The organism is Lutibacter flavus (assembly GCF_900188355.1).
Taxonomy (GTDB): Bacteria; Bacteroidota; Bacteroidia; order Flavobacteriales; family Flavobacteriaceae; genus Lutibacter; species Lutibacter flavus.
Genome location: NZ_FZNX01000005.1, coordinates 144,079 through 161,513 on the forward strand (window position 1 = coordinate 144,079; position 17,435 = coordinate 161,513).

General features: G+C 31.7%; 16 protein-coding genes and 1 tRNA gene. 12 read left to right on the forward strand and 5 right to left on the reverse strand.

Annotated elements, in window-relative coordinates; translation table 11 throughout:
• Positions 1 to 55: 55 nt before the first annotated feature.
• Positions 56 to 1,153: an acyloxyacyl hydrolase gene (locus CHB63_RS13875; protein ID WP_089379089.1), complete on the reverse strand. Its 1,098-nt coding sequence runs from the start codon at positions 1,151 to 1,153 to the stop codon at positions 56 to 58.
• Positions 1,154 to 1,169: 16 nt separating this feature from the next.
• Complete coding sequence (gene dnaE / locus CHB63_RS13880) at positions 1,170 to 5,546, reverse strand: DNA polymerase III subunit alpha (RefSeq protein ID WP_089379090.1); 4,377 nt, start codon at positions 5,544 to 5,546, stop codon at positions 1,170 to 1,172.
• A gap of 250 nt (positions 5,547 to 5,796) precedes the next feature.
• Here dnaE and CHB63_RS13885 point away from each other — a divergent pair, with 250 nt between their 5' ends.
• The 12 genes from CHB63_RS13885 (at position 5,797) to CHB63_RS17350 (ending at position 14,060) form a co-directional block, all read left to right on the forward strand.
• A complete protein-coding gene (locus CHB63_RS13885) occupies positions 5,797 to 6,261 on the forward strand; it encodes a SoxR reducing system RseC family protein (RefSeq protein WP_089379091.1) in 465 nt (154 codons plus the stop codon).
• Positions 6,262 to 6,263: 2 nt separating this feature from the next.
• Positions 6,264 to 7,184, forward strand: coding sequence for a Fe-S cluster domain-containing protein (locus CHB63_RS13890; protein WP_089379092.1), 921 nt, complete (start codon positions 6,264 to 6,266; stop codon positions 7,182 to 7,184).
• Complete coding sequence (gene rsxC, locus CHB63_RS13895; protein ID WP_089379093.1) at positions 7,177 to 8,505, forward strand: electron transport complex subunit RsxC; 1,329 nt, start codon at positions 7,177 to 7,179, stop codon at positions 8,503 to 8,505. Before CHB63_RS13890 ends, rsxC begins: the two co-directional genes overlap by 8 nt.
• A 1-nt stretch (position 8,506) precedes the next feature.
• Positions 8,507 to 9,514 (forward strand): RnfABCDGE type electron transport complex subunit D, encoded by a 1,008-nt coding sequence (locus CHB63_RS13900; protein WP_089379094.1) that lies wholly within the window; start codon positions 8,507 to 8,509, stop codon positions 9,512 to 9,514.
• Between the two features lie 2 nt (positions 9,515 to 9,516).
• A complete protein-coding gene (locus CHB63_RS13905) occupies positions 9,517 to 10,113 on the forward strand; it encodes an RnfABCDGE type electron transport complex subunit G (protein WP_089379095.1) in 597 nt (198 codons plus the stop codon).
• Positions 10,114 to 10,118: 5 nt separating this feature from the next.
• Positions 10,119 to 10,724 (forward strand): RnfABCDGE type electron transport complex subunit E, encoded by a 606-nt coding sequence (locus CHB63_RS13910; RefSeq protein ID WP_089379096.1) that lies wholly within the window; start codon positions 10,119 to 10,121, stop codon positions 10,722 to 10,724.
• 2 nt (positions 10,725 to 10,726) lie between these two features.
• Positions 10,727 to 11,302: an electron transport complex protein RnfA gene (locus tag CHB63_RS13915; protein WP_089379097.1), complete on the forward strand. Its 576-nt coding sequence runs from the start codon at positions 10,727 to 10,729 to the stop codon at positions 11,300 to 11,302.
• 190 nt (positions 11,303 to 11,492) lie between these two features.
• On the forward strand, positions 11,493 to 12,071 hold the full coding sequence (locus tag CHB63_RS13920; protein ID WP_089379098.1) for a 30S ribosomal protein S16: 579 nt from the start codon (positions 11,493 to 11,495) through the stop codon (positions 12,069 to 12,071).
• Positions 12,072 to 12,083: 12 nt separating this feature from the next.
• Positions 12,084 to 12,614 carry a ribosome maturation factor RimM gene (gene rimM / locus CHB63_RS13925; protein ID WP_089379099.1) on the forward strand — a complete coding sequence of 177 codons (531 nt, stop codon included), beginning with the start codon at positions 12,084 to 12,086 and terminating at the stop codon, positions 12,612 to 12,614.
• Positions 12,615 to 12,618: 4 nt separating this feature from the next.
• Positions 12,619 to 12,703 (forward strand) — tRNA-Ser (locus tag CHB63_RS13930).
• A gap of 248 nt (positions 12,704 to 12,951) precedes the next feature.
• On the forward strand, positions 12,952 to 13,380 hold the full coding sequence (locus CHB63_RS17345; RefSeq protein WP_245856997.1) for an Arm DNA-binding domain-containing protein: 429 nt from the start codon (positions 12,952 to 12,954) through the stop codon (positions 13,378 to 13,380).
• A 35-nt stretch (positions 13,381 to 13,415) separates the two neighbouring features.
• Positions 13,416 to 14,060 carry a site-specific integrase gene (locus CHB63_RS17350; RefSeq protein WP_245857026.1) on the forward strand — a complete coding sequence of 215 codons (645 nt, stop codon included), beginning with the start codon at positions 13,416 to 13,418 and terminating at the stop codon, positions 14,058 to 14,060.
• A gap of 333 nt (positions 14,061 to 14,393) precedes the next feature.
• Here the strand turns inward: CHB63_RS17350 and CHB63_RS13940 are convergent, their stop codons facing one another.
• From CHB63_RS13940 to CHB63_RS13950, 3 genes are all read right to left on the reverse strand, one after another.
• Positions 14,394 to 15,386: a Gfo/Idh/MocA family protein gene (locus tag CHB63_RS13940; protein WP_089379100.1), complete on the reverse strand. Its 993-nt coding sequence runs from the start codon at positions 15,384 to 15,386 to the stop codon at positions 14,394 to 14,396.
• A gap of 228 nt (positions 15,387 to 15,614) precedes the next feature.
• Complete coding sequence (locus tag CHB63_RS13945) at positions 15,615 to 16,676, reverse strand: phosphotransferase enzyme family protein (RefSeq protein WP_089379101.1); 1,062 nt, start codon at positions 16,674 to 16,676, stop codon at positions 15,615 to 15,617.
• A 96-nt stretch (positions 16,677 to 16,772) separates the two neighbouring features.
• The gene (locus CHB63_RS13950; protein ID WP_089379102.1) at positions 16,773 to 17,414 is read right to left on the reverse strand and encodes a carbohydrate-binding family 9-like protein; all 642 of its coding nucleotides are present in this window, start codon (positions 17,412 to 17,414) and stop codon (positions 16,773 to 16,775) included.
• Positions 17,415 to 17,435 lie beyond the last annotated feature (21 nt).

Genomic DNA, 17,435 nt, shown 5'->3' on the forward strand with positions numbered 1-17,435 from the left:
TTGTCATTTTCTTGGGGAATAATCTTTTTAGCATGCTCGTTTCATATCCAATTTATTAAAGTCTTATACCTACACCAAATTCAACTGTTTCTGCATCTGCTGCGTGCGCTTTTAATCGTATTGAAGCGAACCATTTATCATTTATATACCTCTTTAATCCTAAAGTTTCATACAGTCTGCCATGATATTCAAAAGGATATTTGGCATAGTAACCTATTTGTGTTTCAATTGATAGTTTATTGATAAACAATTCATGTCCAACAAAAATTCCAACTCTCGAAAAATCGGAAGTTTCTTTTAAATTGGTATGAGGAATTGTTATGTTTAAGTTGTAAAATTCTTTTAAAATTGGCGAAATAAATAACTCTGCACCTAATTGAATTGCAGATTTTCTATTTAATCGTTTGTCTGCATATGCAGAAATCACGTAAAAAGGTTTAATACCGCTGCCAATAATTTCCGACTCATTTATTCCTGTTCTAACTACAAAATTATATTTAATTGGTTCTGTAAAATGCTTACTTTCTGAAGAAGGTATGTAGTTACTAATTGTGTTTTCAGCTTCTAAATCGTAATTTAGCCCTAAAGTTAAAGCCCAAACATTCATACCCGAATTTGGCGATTTAATATTAGAATTTGAAGCATGAATAAATGTTAAACCAGCATTCACACCTAAATTGTCAAGTAGTTTTTCTCGTTGAAAATACAATTTAAAATACGTGCTCGAATTTAAATGAGTTCCAAAAGCAGTATTTTTATTATTTGTTTCTTTATCATACGGATTTGTATTGTAGGCCAATCCGATTCCAGTTCTAAAAATTAATTGATTCTTTGAAGCGTGATTTGTAAAATAGAAATTATAATGACCATAAACAGCGTATAACTTCCCCAATATATCTGATTTGTAATCCTGATAACCAATTGAATATCCAAAATCTGGGTAGTTATAATGTTCTTGCCAATTTTCTTCTCCAAAAGTTTTTTTATTATAACTTAAATAAATTCCTGTTGGATGCCCTTGCAAAAGGACAGCTGCATCTGGACTTTGACGTAAAATATTACCATAAAAATAATCTGCTTGTATGTAGCTGGAATTTGTTTGACTATAACTTATGGAATAAATTAATAAAAATAAATAAAGAATTTTTTTCATATAATATTTACACTATTTAATTAAGTTTAAAACTTAATTCCTGATCTTTTAGAACTTTTAAAAATTCATTTGTAACTTTTACTTTAACAGATCTACTGCGTAAATTTAATTTTAGCTGATTGCTTCTATCATATACCACAAAATCTAATGGAACAGTTCCTTCGTTCGCTTTTAATAACGAATTTATTTCGTTAATCTTACTATTATTTATTTTATTAATATCCAAATGAAGGGTTATTTTTTTACTCAGCTTTTCTAGCACATCTTGTAAAATTTGGAAATCTGTAAATTTAACTCTTGGCTCACCAATTTTTCCATCTTTATTTCTCCAGCCAGGACTTATATTTACTTTTATATGACGGAACGCATTTTCTGATAAAAAAGGTTTGAAATTTAGATAGTCTTCTTTAAAAATTCTAAATTCATGACTGTCTTCAAAATCTTGAACAATAAAAGATGCCCATTCATTTCCGTTTTGTGAAACCCGATGTTGTACATCAGTTAATATCCCTGCCAAAGAAATATTAGAACCAACATATTTAGATAAATCTTCTTTAAATATTGAAACAGACGAGCTACAAAAATACTTGATTTCATTTTTGAATTCGTCTAGAGGGTGACCTGAAATGTAAATTCCAACCAGTTCTTTTTCTTTTGATAATTCTTCCATCATTCCCCATTTTTCAGCATAAGGTATTTCTGGCTCTGGAAATTGAATTTCAGAAGCTTCACCAAATAATGAAACTTGGGCAGAATTTTTATTTTCTTGGTATTTATTACCGTAACGAATTGCTCTTTCAATAAAAGTTACTCCTTTTTCATCTAATTGATAATATTGGGCGCGATGCACATTTTTAAATGAATCTAAACCGCCTGCCATTACCAATCCATCAAAAGCTCTTTTGTTAGCAGCTCTTAAATCTACTCGTTTTGTAAGGTCAAATATAGAAGTGTATGGGCCGTTGTTTTTACGTTCCTCAACAATTGCTTCTACTGCAGAGGCTCCAACACCTTTAATTGCTCCCATTCCAAATCGAATTGCACCTTCTTTATTTACCGCAAATTTGTAATAAGATTCATTTACATCAGGCCCTAAAACTGGAATTCCTGCACGTTTACATTCTTCCATAAAAAATGTAACTTGCTTAATGTCATTCATATTATTTGAAAGAACCGAAGCCATATACTCAGCAGGATAATGGGCTTTTAAATAGGCTGTTTGGTACGCTATGTATGCATAACAAGTTGAGTGCGACTTATTAAAAGCATAGGCTGCAAATGCTTCCCAATCCTTCCAGATTTTTTCTAAAACTTCTTCGGGATGCTTATTTGCTTTTCCACCTTCAATAAACTGTGGTTTTAGTTTTTCAAGCAGCGCAAATATTTTTTTACCCATCGCTTTACGCAACATATCAGCTTCACCTTTTGTAAAACCTGCTAGTTTTTGCGAAAGTAACATCACTTGCTCCTGATATACTGTAACTCCGTAAGTTTCTTTAAGGTACTCTTCCATTTCTGGTAAATCGTACTCAATAGCCTCTTCACCATGTTTACGCATAATAAACAATGGTATATATTCCATTGGACCTGGACGGTACAAGGCATTCATTGCAATTAAATCGGCAAACTCTGTAGGTTTAAGCGATTTCATATGCTTTTGCATTCCGGGAGATTCATATTGAAATACTCCAACAGTTTCTCCTTTTTGAAAAAGTTCATATGTTTTTTCATCATCTAAAGGAAAATCATCTGGAATTAATTCAATTCCGTGCTTGGCTTTTATAATTTTAACTGAATCTTTTATTAGGGTTAATGTTTTTAAGCCTAAAAAATCCATTTTTAGTAAACCAGCATTTTCAACCACATTATTATCAAACTGCGTAACATACATGTCACTATCTTTTGCAGTAGCAACCGGAATTAAATTGGTGATTTTTTCTGGTGTAATAATTACTCCACACGCATGAGTTCCAGTATTTCTAACCGAGCCTTCCAATGCTCTAGCCTGATTAATTGTTTGCGCTCCTAAATCATCTCCTTCTGAAATTCGTATTAATTCCTGAACGTTTTCAAGCTCTTCAGCTCTTAAACCTTTAACTTTTGCTTTGCTTTTAGCGTCTTCACCAAAAATATTTTGAAGTTTTAATCCAGGAATCAACTTCGCAATTCTATCGGCTTCAAATAGCGGTAGATCTAATGCTCTTGCGGTATCTCTAATGGAAGATTTAGCTGCCATAGTTCCATAAGTAATAATTTGAGCAACCTGACTTGCGCCATATTTTTCAATTACAAAATCAATCACTTTTTGACGACCTTCATCATCAAAATCAATATCAATATCGGGTAAGGATACACGATCCGGATTTAAGAAACGCTCAAAAAGTAAATCGTATTTTATAGGATCTATGTTTGTAATCCATAAACAATACGCTGCAGCGGAGCCTGCTGCTGAACCCCGTCCGGGACCAACCGAAACGCCCATTTTACGGGCTTCTAAAATAAAATCCCAAACAATTAGAAAGTAACCTGGGTATCCTGTTTTTTCAATAATTGAAAGTTCAAAATCTAATCGTTCTTGAGTTTCTTTATTTAAAACCTCACCATATCTTTTTTTAGCACCTTCAAAAGTTAAATATTTTAAATAGGCGTTTTCACCTCGTACCCCTCCATCTATTGCATCTTGAGGGTCTACAAATTGTTGTGGGATGTCAAACTTTGGAAGTAAAACATCTCGTTCTAATGTGTAAATTTCAATTTTATCTACAATATCCTGAATATTTGAAATTGCTTCGGGAATATCCAAGAACAAATTTTTCATTTGTTCTTGAGATTTAAAATAGTATTCGTTATTTGGCAATCCGTATCTAAACCCTCTTCCTCGACCTTTAGGAGTTGCTATTTTTTCCCCATCTTTTACACACAACAAAATATCATGAGCTTCAGCTTCTTCCTCTCTTGTATAAAAAGTATTATTTGTAGCAATTAGTTTTATAGCATGTTTTTTTGAAAACCCAATCAATACATCATTTACATGATTTTCGTTTTCTTGGTTATGGCGCATCATTTCCAAATAGAAATCATCGCCAAATTGTTCTTTCCACCAAATTAGAGCTTCTTCAGCTTGTTTTTCTCCAATGTTTAATATCTTACTAGGTATTTCTCCGTAAAGATTTCCAGATAAAACAATTAGGTCTTCTTTATGTTCTTCAATTATTTTCTTATCAATTCTTGGAACATAATAAAAGCCATCAGTATGGGAAAGAGATGACATTTTAGCTAAGTTGTGATAACCATTCTTATTTTTTGCTAATATCACAATTTGGTAACCATTATCTTTGTGCGAACGGTCTAAGTGATCTTCACAAACATTAAATTCACAACCTAAAATTGGTGTAATTGGGAGTTTAGGTTCTAAACCATCGCCTAAGTTTTTATTAAACTTTTCAACAGAGGCATTATGCCCTAATGCTTCTCTAACAAAGTAAAAAGCACCCATCATATTACCAGTGTCAGTTAAAGCAACCGCAGGCATTTTATTTTTAACAGCTGCATTTATTAGGTTGCTAATACTTGAAGTAGATTGCAAAACAGAAAACTGAGAGTGGCAATGTAAATGTGCGAACTGTGCTTCTTCTAAAGCTGAAATACTATCTGTAGTAGTTTCAACTAAATTACTTTTTAGTTCTGATTTTTCTTTTAATTTTTTGCTTTCTTTCTTTAAATTTAAATGTTTTAAACCAATAACATTTACTACTGCAGGATTTTTAGCATCAAAGTGTGTAAAATAATCAGAAGGAACGTCTAATTGTTCTTTTGTAAAAATCCGTCTTCGTATTAATTCTAAAAAACAACGAGTTGTTGCCTCAACATCGGCAGTAGCATTATGAGCTTCAGAAAAAGGAGAGTGAAATAAATTTTCATGTAATTCTGTTAAGGTTGGCAATTTAAATTTCCCACCTCTACCTCCGGGTATTTGACACATTGTTGCAGTAACTTCTGTACAAGTATCTAAAACAGGTAACCCATTTAAAGTTGTGTTTATTTCTTTTCTGAAATATTCACAACCCATAATATTCAAGTCAAATTTCACATTTTGACCAACAACAAATTTTGTTTTTGAAAGCGCTTCATTAAATAATGCTAATACAGTATTTAAATCTTCACCTTTTGCTTCTGCAAGTTCTGTAGAGATTCCATGTATTTGTTCGGCATCGTAGGGAATATTGTAACCTTCAGGTTTAATTAAATAATCCTGTTGTTCTATTAATTCACCATATTCATTATGTAATTGCCAGGCAATTTGGACACATCTAGGCCAATTATCGGTATCGGTAATTGGAGCATTCCATTTTTTTGGTAAACCTGTGGTTTCTGTGTCAAAAATTAAAAACATGAATTGTATTTTCCTATAAATAATGAGTTTTTAAAAGTATGAATTTAAAAAAAATCTATATTCTATAATTCGCCTTTTTTATTAACAATCCTATTATTTTAAATATTCATTAATAAAATGAATTGATTTTTAACTTTTAACAGACGGTAATAATTATGTTAAATATTGAATCAATCGGTTTTTTTGATAAAACACTAACATTCGTCAGTTTTTAAACTTTTTATAAGTGTTAATTTTACCATTCCGTTTAATGAAGAATTATGATATGGAGAAACTGGATCTCGAAAGCTACAAAGCTGTTAGTAAAGAAGGAATAAAACATGAAGGTTATATTTCTAATATTGCTAATGGATTAGTAACGGTTTCACTTAAAGGAAATATTAATTGTGAAGGTTGCAAAGCTCAATCTGCTTGTGGAGTATCTGAATCTAATGATAAGGAAATTGAAATTCTTGATGCACATCATACTTTTCGACTTAATGAAACAGTTGATATAGTTTTAGAAAAAAGTTTAGGTTTAAAGGCTGTTTTTTGGGCTTATGTTTTTCCTTTTATTTTAATAATACTTACACTTATAGTTACTACTAATTTTTTTAAAGAATGGATTGCTGGGTTGGTATCGCTTTTTATACTAATTCCATATTATTTCATGCTTTTTGTTTTAAAAGATACTTTTCAAAAAGCATTTAGAATTTCAATATTAAAAAATAATTAAAAATGACAGATTCAGTTTTATATAGTGTATTGCTGTTGGTTTCTTTAGGGGTTGTTGCAGCAGTGGTGTTGTACATAGTTTCTAAAAAGTTTTATGTGTATGAAAATCCATTAATTGCTGAAGTTGATGAATTATTACCTGGAGCAAATTGTGCAGGTTGTGGTTCTCCAGGTTGTAAATCTTTTGCTGAGAAGTTGGTGAATACCGAAGATATTTCAAGTTTATTTTGTCCGGTAGGAGGAAATGATGTTATGAAAGAAGTAGCTGCAATATTGGGGAAAGAAGTTGTGGAAAGAGATCCAACTGTGGCAGTTTTGCGTTGTCAGGGAAGTTGTGAGGTTAGACCAAAAACTACAGAATATCAAGGGCCAAGAACTTGTGCTATTTCAGCAATGGTTTATAGTGGTGAAACCGATTGCCAATATGGTTGTTTGGGCGATGGTGATTGTGTAAAGGTATGTAAGTTTGATGCCATGTATATGGATGAAACAACAGGTTTGCCTTTAATAATTACTGATAATTGTACTTCATGTGGCGCTTGCGTTGAAGAATGTCCGAGAGACATAATTGAAATGAGACCTAGAAATAAACGCGACCTAAAAGTATTTGTTGGTTGTTTAAATGAAGATAAAGGAGGGATTGCAAAAAAATCGTGTTCAGTGGCTTGTATAGGTTGCTCTAAATGTGAAGATATTTGTCCTAAAGATGCAGTTATAATGGTAAATAATTTAGCATATATAGATCCGGTTTTATGTACGCTTTGTAGAAAATGTGTAGATATTTGTCCAACACATTCTATTATAGAAACTAATTTTCCTCCTAAAAAAGTAAAAAAAGTTGTTGAGAAAAAAGTAGTTGAAAATGTAGCGGTTATAAAGGAAGAAGTAATTGCTGAATCAAAAAATATCAAAACGGATGCTTAAAACATTTCCAAAAGGAGGAATTCATCCTCCAGAAAATAAAATCACAGCTGAAAAAGGGATAAAAAGAATGGCAGTGCCTAAGGTAGTGAATGTGCCTATTGCACAACATATTGGAATTCCTGCTGAAATTGTTGTTGATAGAAAAGATAAGGTTGTAAAAGGGCAAATTATCGCAAAATCAGGCGGATTTGTTTCTTCAAATATTCACTCTCCTGTTGCAGGAACTGTAACTAAATTAGATTTAATTATAGATAGCAGTGGTTATAAAAAGCAGTGTATTGTTATTAGAACTGATGCTAAAGATCCTTCAAATTTTGAAGAAGTTGAGAATCCTTTAAAAACTGATATTGAATTAGAACCAAAAGAGATTTTACAACGAATTACAGATTGTGGAATAGTTGGTTTAGGTGGGGCAACATTTCCATCGCAAGTAAAACTGAATGTTAGAGAAGGAACAACATTAGATTATCTTATTATTAACGGTGTAGAATGTGAGCCATATTTAACAGCCGATCATAGATTAATGTTGGAAAAGGCTGAAGAAATTGTTGTTGGAATTAAAATTTTAATGAAGGCTTTACATTTGAAAAAAGTAGTTATTGGAATTGAAAATAATAAAAAAGACGCCATTAGCCTTTTCAAAAAAGTTATAAAAAAAGAAGATGGAATTCAAGTTGCTGCTTTACAAGTTAAATATCCTCAAGGTGGAGAAAAGCAATTGGTAAGAGCAATTTTAGGTAGAGAAGTCCCAAAAAACGGATTGCCTTTAGATGTTGGTGTAATTGTGCATAATGTAGGAACCATTTTTGCTATTTATCAGGCCATTCAATATGATAAACCATTAATTGAACGTGTTGTTACTGTAACAGGTAAAAAATTACAAAACCCTTCTAACTTTTGGGTAAAAATAGGAACTCCAATAAAAGATTTAATTGCTGAAGTTGGCGGATTACCTGAAGGAACAAGAAAATTAGTGAATGGAGGACCAATGATGGGGAAAGCCATTAAAAATACCGATGTTCCAGTAACCAAAGGAACTTCAGGAATTTTAGTGATTGATGAAGAAGAGGCAAGTAGAGGAGAAGCAAAAAATTGTATTCGTTGTGGTCAGTGTGTTTTTGTATGCCCTATGGGATTAGAACCTCATTTATTAATGAACTTATCAGAAAAAGGAATGTACGATAAGGCTTCTGCAGAAGATATTATGACTTGCATTGAATGTGGTTCGTGTAGTTATGTATGTCCTTCTCACCGTCCTTTATTGGATTATATCCGTTTCGGAAAAAATATTGTTAAAAAATTAGAAACCTCTAAAAATTAAAATGAGTCAACCTATTATTATATCGGCCTCACCTCATGTGCATTCAGATAGAACATCAAAAAAACTGATGTACGATGTTGTGATCGCTTTAATTCCAGCATTTTTAGTTTCACTATATGTATTTGGTATTGGAGCATTTATAGTTACTGCCGTTGCAGTAATCTCTTGTTTGTTGTTTGAATATTTAATTCAGAAATTTTTGATGAAAACTGATGTAACAATTGGTGATGGTTCAGCCTTAATTACTGGAATTTTATTAGCGTTTAATTTACCTTCAGGATTGCCAATTTGGATGATTATTGTGGGAAGTTTAGTAGCTATTGGAGTTGCTAAATTATCTTTTGGCGGTCTCGGTTTTAACATTTTTAATCCAGCCTTAGTTGGTCGTGTATTTTTATTGGTCTCATTTCCGGTACAAATGACTATGTGGCCTACAGCTGTTGAAAATAATACAACAATGGCAGATGCTGTAACTGGAGCAACACCTTTAGGGATGATCAAAGAAGGATTAATGTTTGGAGATACAATGACTAATATTACCGCCAATCTTCCTTCAAACCTAGAACTATTTTTAGGCTTATCAGGAGGGTCAATTGGTGAAATGTCTGGTTTAGCGTTACTTTTAGGTGGGATTTACTTGTTGTATAGAAAAGTAATCACTTGGCATATTCCTGTTACAATGTTAGTAACAATGGCTGTTATGACTGGAATTTTTTGGGTAATTGATCCAGAAAGTTATGCGAGTCCATTAATTCATATTTTATCTGGTGGTGCTTTATTAGGAGCTTTCTTTATGGCAACTGATTTAGTAACAAGCCCAATGACAAAAAAAGGAATGATAATTTTCGCCATTGGTATTGCTGTAATTACTGTGGTTATTAGATTATTTGGAGCTTATCCAGAAGGAGTTTCATTCGCTATTTTAATTATGAATGCGTTTGTACCATTAATCAACACCTATTTTAAACCAAGAAGATTTGGCTCTAAAATCAAATCTAAAATTGTGTAATTATGAGTAAGAAGAAAGATACATTTATAAATATGGTGGTATCACTATTTGTGATTACTATAATTTCAGGTTTTTCGTTAGGATATGTAAATGAACTAACTGTTGGGCCAATTGAAAAAGGTAAAATTGAACGTAAAGTAAATGCCTTAAAATTGGTGTTACCGACTTTTGATAATAATCCAGTGGAAGATGTTCAAATGATAAAATCTCCACTTGCAAAAGACAGTGTTGAGGTGTTTCCTGCTTTTGAAAGGAACAAATTTGTTGGTGCTGCTATAATCGGATCAACTGAGAAAGGTTTTAGTGGATTAATTAAATTGATGGTTGGTTTTACACCAGACGGAATCGTTCAAAACATTGTTGTATTAGAACAAAAAGAGACTCCTGGTTTAGGAACAAAAATGAAAGATGAAAAGTTTTTAGCTCAGTTTAGAGAAAAAAATCCATCAACATTTAATTTAAAAGTAACTAAAGATGGAGGTGAAGTTGATGCTTTAACCGGTGCAACTATTACTTCACGTGCATTTGGGGAAGCAGTTCAAATGGCGTACGACGAGTTTATGAAAAATAATGGTTCATTAATGGAACTTAAAAATTAAGAATTATGGCTGAAAAAGTAAATCAAACCCAAAATTTCTTAAAAGGTATAATAAAGGAAAATCCTGTATTTGTAATGTTGTTAGGTATGTGTCCAACACTGGGAGTAACTTCATCTGCATTTAACGGATTAGGAATGGGAGTAGCAACAATGTTTGTATTGTTAATGAGTAATATTGTAGTTTCATTGGTAAAATCTCAAATACCAAGTAAAGTGCGTATTCCTGCATTTATCATCATTATTGCATCATTTGTAACTATTGTAGAAATGGTTTTAGAAGCATTTATCCCATTTTTATATGAGCAATTAGGAATCTTTATTCCTTTAATTGTGGTAAACTGTTTAATCTTAGGAAGAGCAGAAGCATATGCTTCAAAAAACAATATAATGTCATCTATATTAGATGCATTAGGAATGGGATTAGGTTTTGTAGTTGCACTAACTATTTTAGGAGCAACAAGGGAAATTTTAGGAAGTGGAAGTATCTTCGAGTTTAAATTTGTGCCAGAAGATGCAAATACATTCATTCTATTTATTTTACCTCCGGGTGCTTTTATCGCACTTGCTTATTTAACCGTATTTTTTAACAAAATTTCAATTAAAACTACATAAAAATGGATTATATAATTATACTTATTGCAGCTGTTTTTGTAAACAACATTGTACTTTCTCAGTTTTTAGGAATTTGTCCGTTTTTAGGCGTTTCAAGTAAAGTATCAACTTCGGTTGGTATGTCTGGAGCAGTACTATTTGTAATGACAATTGCTACCATGGCTACTTATTTATTATATCAATATATATTAGTTCCAGCAGGTTTAGACTATTTAAGAACCATTACTTTTATATTGGTGATTGCTGCTTTGGTGCAAATGGTTGAAATTATTCTAAAAAAAGTGAGTCCGCCGTTATATCAGGCACTTGGAGTGTTTTTACCATTAATTACTACTAACTGTGCCGTTTTGGGTGTAGCAATTTTAGCATTAGGACTAGAAGGTGGAAGTTTAATGAAAGCTGTATTTTTTGCAGTTTCAAACTCAATTGGTTTTGGGTTGGCATTAATTGTTTTTGCAAGTATTAGAGAATCTTTAGAATTGGCAAATATACCTAAAGGAATGAAAGGAGTTCCAATTAATTTATTAGTAGCAGGTTTGTTGTCATTAGCTTTTTTAGGATTTACAGGACTGGTTTAGTTGGAAGCAGAAAAGTTCAAAATCAAAAGTTGAAATGTCATTCTGAACGATAGTGAAGAATCTGAACTTTTGAACTTCAATTTTTAAAATAAAATATACTGTAATAGAGTGTGTTATTTAAAGATTACTCACTATATTTGCAAACTTAAAATTTATAACCAAGGTCGAGAACCTTAAAAATTAAAAAAGAATGCCAGTAAAAATTAGATTACAAAGACACGGTAAAAAAGGAAAACCATTTTATTGGATCGTTGCAGCAGATGCACGCTCAAAAAGAGATGGTAAATACTTAGAAAAAATTGGGACTTATAATCCTAACGTAAACCCTGCAGCAATTGACGTAGATATTGATGGAGCTGTAAAATGGTTACAAAACGGAGCACAACCTACAGATACTGCAAAAGCAATTTTATCTTACAAAGGTGTAATGCTTAAAAATCACTTAGCAGGTGGAGTTAAAAAAGGTGCATTAACTGAAGAGCAAGCAGAAGAGAAATTCCAAGCTTGGTCAGATGAAAAAGCTGGTAAAATTTCTGCAAAAGTTGATAGTTTAGCAAAAGTTGAAGAAGATGCTAAAACGAAAGCTTTTGAAGCTGAAGTTAAAGTAAATGAAGAAAGAGCTGCTGCTGCACATGAAGTGGAAGAAGCTGCAATTAAGGCTGAAGCCGATGCAAAAGCCGCTGTAGCTGCTGCAAATGCAGAGCCAGTTGAAGAAAAAGGGCCAGAATCTATTGATGATGCTCAAAACGCTGCAAGCGAAGAAGGTTAATTTTTTCTGATAATGCGTAAAGAAGATTGTTTTTATTTAGGCAAAATCGTTAGAAAACATAGTTTTAGAGGTGAAGTTGTAGCTAAGTTAGATACAGACGAACCTGAAATTTATCAAAATTTGGAATCAGTATTCGTTGCGTTAGGCAATGATCTGGTTCCATTTTTTATTGAAGAAAGTTTGCTTCAAAAAGGGAACCAATTACGTATTAGGTTTGAAGATGTTGCTAGTGAAGATGATGCTGATGCTATTATGGGTTCGGGATTGTATTTACCTATTGAATTTCTTCCAAAATTAACAGGGAATAAATTTTATTTCCACGAAATTATCGGTTTTGACATTGAAGATGTGAATCACGGATATGTTGGGGTAATTACCGGAATTAATGATTCTTCGGCACAACCTTTGTTTGAAATAAATTCTAACGGTACTGAAATTTTGATTCCAATGATAGATGATTTTATTAAAAAAGTAGATAGAGATAATATGAGAATTATTGTTGAATCTCCTGCCGGATTAATAGATCTGTATTTAAATAATTAATTTTAGAGAGGTGGCCGAGTGGTCGAAGGCGCACGCCTGGAAAGTGTGTATACGGCAACGTATCGAGGGTTCGAATCCCTTCCTCTCTGCGAGAAATCAACCAAAAAATAACAAAACCCTATAAACACTATGTTTATAGGGTTTTTATTTTTCCTAAAGTTTATTTAAAACCATTAAAAACCAAATAAAAAGGAGCTAATTCGGTGTCAGTAAATACAAAATAAAAAGTGACACCGAATAGCTCTGTAGCACAGTAAAATAAGAGGGTTCAGAAAATTTTTATAATATCTTTTAATATAATTTTTGAATATTTATACTATTAAAGTTGCTAAAAACTATGAAAAACTCAATTTCACTACTATTTTATATCAAAAAGACCAAAATAGACCGTAATAATCAAACGAATATTTATTTAAGAATTACGGTAAATAGTAAGAGAGCTGAGTTTAGTATTCAACGAAAAATTAGTTTAGATAAATGGAATCAGGACGCAAATAGAGTTCTTGGTTTTTCTAAAGAAGCCCAAGAAATAAATCAATACATAGATTTAATTTCAAATAAAATCAATAAGATTCATCAGAAGTTTATTGAAAATGATAAGCGATTTACTTCATTAGATATTCGAGATACCTATCTAGGAAAAAATGAAAATCATAAAATGTTGCTAGCAATTTTTCAAAACCATAATAATCAAATTGAAAGACTAATTGGCAAAGATTATGCGGCAGGAATAGCTTTACGCTATAGAACTGCAAAAGCCATGTAGAAGAATTTATAAAATTTGAGTATAAGGTAAATGATATTCCTGCTAAAGATGTGGACCATAAATTCATAAACGGTTTAGAATATTATTTAAAAACAGAACGAAACTGTGCTCACAATACAACAATTAAATATATCACTAATTTTAAAAAAGTAATTCGTATTGCATATGCAAATGATTGGATTAGCAAAGACCCATTCTTTAATTGGAAGTCAAGGTTAAAAACAGTAGATAAAGAATTTTTATCAGAAGAAGAAATTCAAACTATGGTTGAGAAGGAATTTGAAATTCCTCGTTTAAATCAAGTTAGAGACATATTTATATTTAGTTGTTTTACTGGTTTAGCTTACACAGACGTAAAAAAACTTTCTAAATCAAGCATTGTTCTCGGCATAGATGGAGGTCAGTGGATTAAAACCAATACAATAAGAAACATTCCCATTTTACCAAGAGTAACAGCTGTAATTGAGAAATATTCAAATCATAAAGAAGTAATAAATAGCGAAAAATTACTCCCAGTTTTAAGTAATCAAAAAATGAATTCCTATTTAAAAGAAATAGCCGACTTATGTGGAATCACAAAAAACCTAACATTCCATTTAGCACGTCATACTTTTGCAACAAGAGTAACTTTAACGAACGGAGTTCCAATTGAATCTGTTAGTAAAAGCCATGTCGCTTAAAATAAGCGACACGGTAGTTATACTTGATCTTTCTAAAGTAGCACAATTCTAACCGATATGCCTGGCACAATTTGATTTGAAATATCCAACAATTTAAATGAACGATTTATTCGTTTTAGACCATTATCGGATTTAAGAATGTGTTCTAGGCTTCACTTTTTCAAATTCTTTGCAGAATTCGTCAATAATAAAGAAAATTTCTGAAATTTTGGTTGTAGAAATCATAGAGATAATTTTTAGTTATATGTTTGTTTTCAGAATATTAAATATAAAAACTATCACTTATTTTATAAATATTTTTAACTTTTTTATATCGAACTCAAGTTAACTAGGCTATATTTTACTTAAAATTTTATCCATTACCCAACTGGTATGAGTTGCAGAAAGTCCGGTTGATGGATGTGCTTTATTCTCATAAAGTTGGTCTCTTATGTTTTTCACGTGATAAAATTGAATGTTTCTAGGATTTTCGATTAAAACATTTTGTTGCTGAATACTGCTGTTTAAGACTAATGGAGCTTCGTCAAAAACCGAAAATTCTATTTTGCCTTTACTGCCGTAAATTTCGACCTTGTCTTCTCTTATATTGCTTCCGAAATTCCAACTCCCCGCACCAGTAACACCATTCTCATGAAGCCAGCAAGCACTAATTGCATCTTTTGAAGAATACAATCCTTGCTGATTTAAACTTATACCATGCGCCGTTTTTACATTACCTAGCAGAAATACAAATAAATCTAATCCGTGACTTGCCAAATCATCAAAATAACCTCCATCAGCAATTAATTTGTCTGTTCTCCAATTATAATTTTTAGACACATCCAAACTATTTGCCGGCTTACTCAAATGCCAATCTATATGCCTAATCTCACCAATATTCCCATTATCAATCCAATCTTTAACTTGCTTAAATCTAGGAAGTGATCGTCTGTAATAGGCAACAAACAAAGGCACCCCGCTCTTTTCAAATGCTTCATGAATTTCCATACTATCTTTATAGCAAGGTGCTAAAGGTTTTTCGATACAACATGGTTTTCCTGCTGCTGCGACTTTAAGACCATAATATTTATGACTATCAGGAGGCGTGGCAATATAAATAGCATCAATTTCAGGATCCTCAATTAAGTCAACTGCATTGGTATAATATTTTTTTACCCCATGTCTATTCGCATAATCTATAACTTTAATCTCGTCACGCCTCATTACTGCAGCAAGCTCAAATCCATCTACTTTATAATAGGGTGGCCCGCTTTTAATTTCCGTAACACTTCCACATCCAATAATTCCCCAACGAATTAATTTTAATTGCTCATTACTACTTTTCATTCCTTGTTATTTAATAAATTTATTAATTTTTTATAGGGATTAAGGTTCGCTTCTTTAAAGAAAGTCACCTCAGAAGTGTCAAAGCCGGCACTTCATAAAAGCTTGGCTTCAAGCAAAATATTTTTCAAATTTATTGCATTAAATAGATTAAACATAAACATTCTTTTTCTGATAATATTTATGCATTTAATTAGATAAATCTTAAAATGAAGAATTGCTTATTTCCATCTATTCAAATTTTTCGGAAAGGCTTTCTATAAGTTTAAATTGATTTTTGGCACGATCCAAATTGTGCTCCGGATAATCTATTTTATAATAAATATCTCCATTTAAAAAATCTGTTAAAAAGCGAATTGCCATAATAAATATCATTGTTTTTGCGCCAAGAGGAAGGTGTTTTATTTCTATTGGAGAAAGTGCTGATTTCATCTCTTCCAGGAATCCTTTAACATAAGCTTTATAATAAACCTGATTAAAATTTACGAGTTCAAGATTTTTTTCATCTTCGGCAGCCGTATTACAAATGGTTCGTATGGCATCCCCAAAATCATAATGAACAATTCCCGGCATTACGGTATCTGTATCAATTACACATAGTCCTTTATTGTTTAAATCAAACAATGCGTTTGATATTTTGGTATCGTTATGAGTTACCCTTAATTTTATTTCACCAGATTCTTTTAATCGTTGCAGAATATGCATTTCTTCCCTTAAACTCCCTACTTGAGCTATATATTTCTTGCCTTGTTTTAATCTTCCAGCTGTAGCGACTTTTAAAGCATCCTCAAATTGCGAAAAGCGAAAAGACATATCATGAAATTTTGGAATAACCTCCGTTAATTTAGCCGCATCAAAATCGCTTGTGAGATTTAAAAAATACCCGAATAATTTTCCGCCTTCATAAGCAATCTCTTCGTTTTTTACCGTTTCAAATGTCGTGCTATCAGCTATAAAAACCATCATATTCCAATAATTTCCATCATGCTCGAAATAATATGATTCTCCTTTTTTTATTTTCACAAATGAAAGTACACGTCGTTTTAGTTCACTTTCAGGTAAATATGCCAATTTTTTTTGCAAATGCTTGCTGACATTTACCTTATTCGTAATAAGACCAGGAACATCTTTAAATACGGAATGATTAACACGTTGTAACACAAAATATGGTTTTTGGGTAGTTCTTATTAAATAAGTATCATTAATATGCCCAGATGCTAACACCTCATATGACAGAAATTCAGAAGAATGCTCAAACTGATTAAATATAAATTTTAGTCGCTCTATTATCATTTTATGAAAGTTTAGTTGGATATATTATTTTTGATTTCTTAACTTTTCAATTTATTTTTGTGTTGATTTTTTGTTAAATTGTTATTTAAATTCTTTTTACTGTTCCATTAAATTTAACACACCAAAAGAACTAGGAGTGTGAAAGTTAGGGGTTTCAGTATTTAGATTGACCCAGGATATCCAAGTAGGTTCATAAATTGAATTTTCTTGTTCATTATATTTTGCACGAAAAATCCCAGCTTCAATTTTATTACCATTTATCAGATTTAAATTTCTTAATGATGCTATACTAATTGCTATTTCAACCGTGAAATTATTACAGCTTATTTGAGATTTAACAATAAGGTCATTTTTTGGCCAGCTCCAGTTGAAATTAAAATTTTTATTTGGATATGCCATAAAATCCATAATTCTTGGGACAGGATCAATTTCTAAACAATAATAAGGATTAAGTGATTTATCAGTTCTGAAAAAAAGTTCTACCCTGTCAGAATTTCCAATGCTGTCAACACTATCATCTTTTTCATCTATGTGAACCATCTTATCATAAACGGTAAAACAAAAAAATAGATTTTTAGTATCCCATATAGCCCGGAATTCTATTTTTTCTGGCTCTTTTTTATCCCAAGGAGACACAAAATCAGTTAAAACCTCCGCTTTATTCCATATGGAATTGACTCCATTGCCAGTTATTGTCAATGTGTCTTTTTCAATACATTTTACATTATAATTTTTCATCCTACTCATTTACCTCAAATA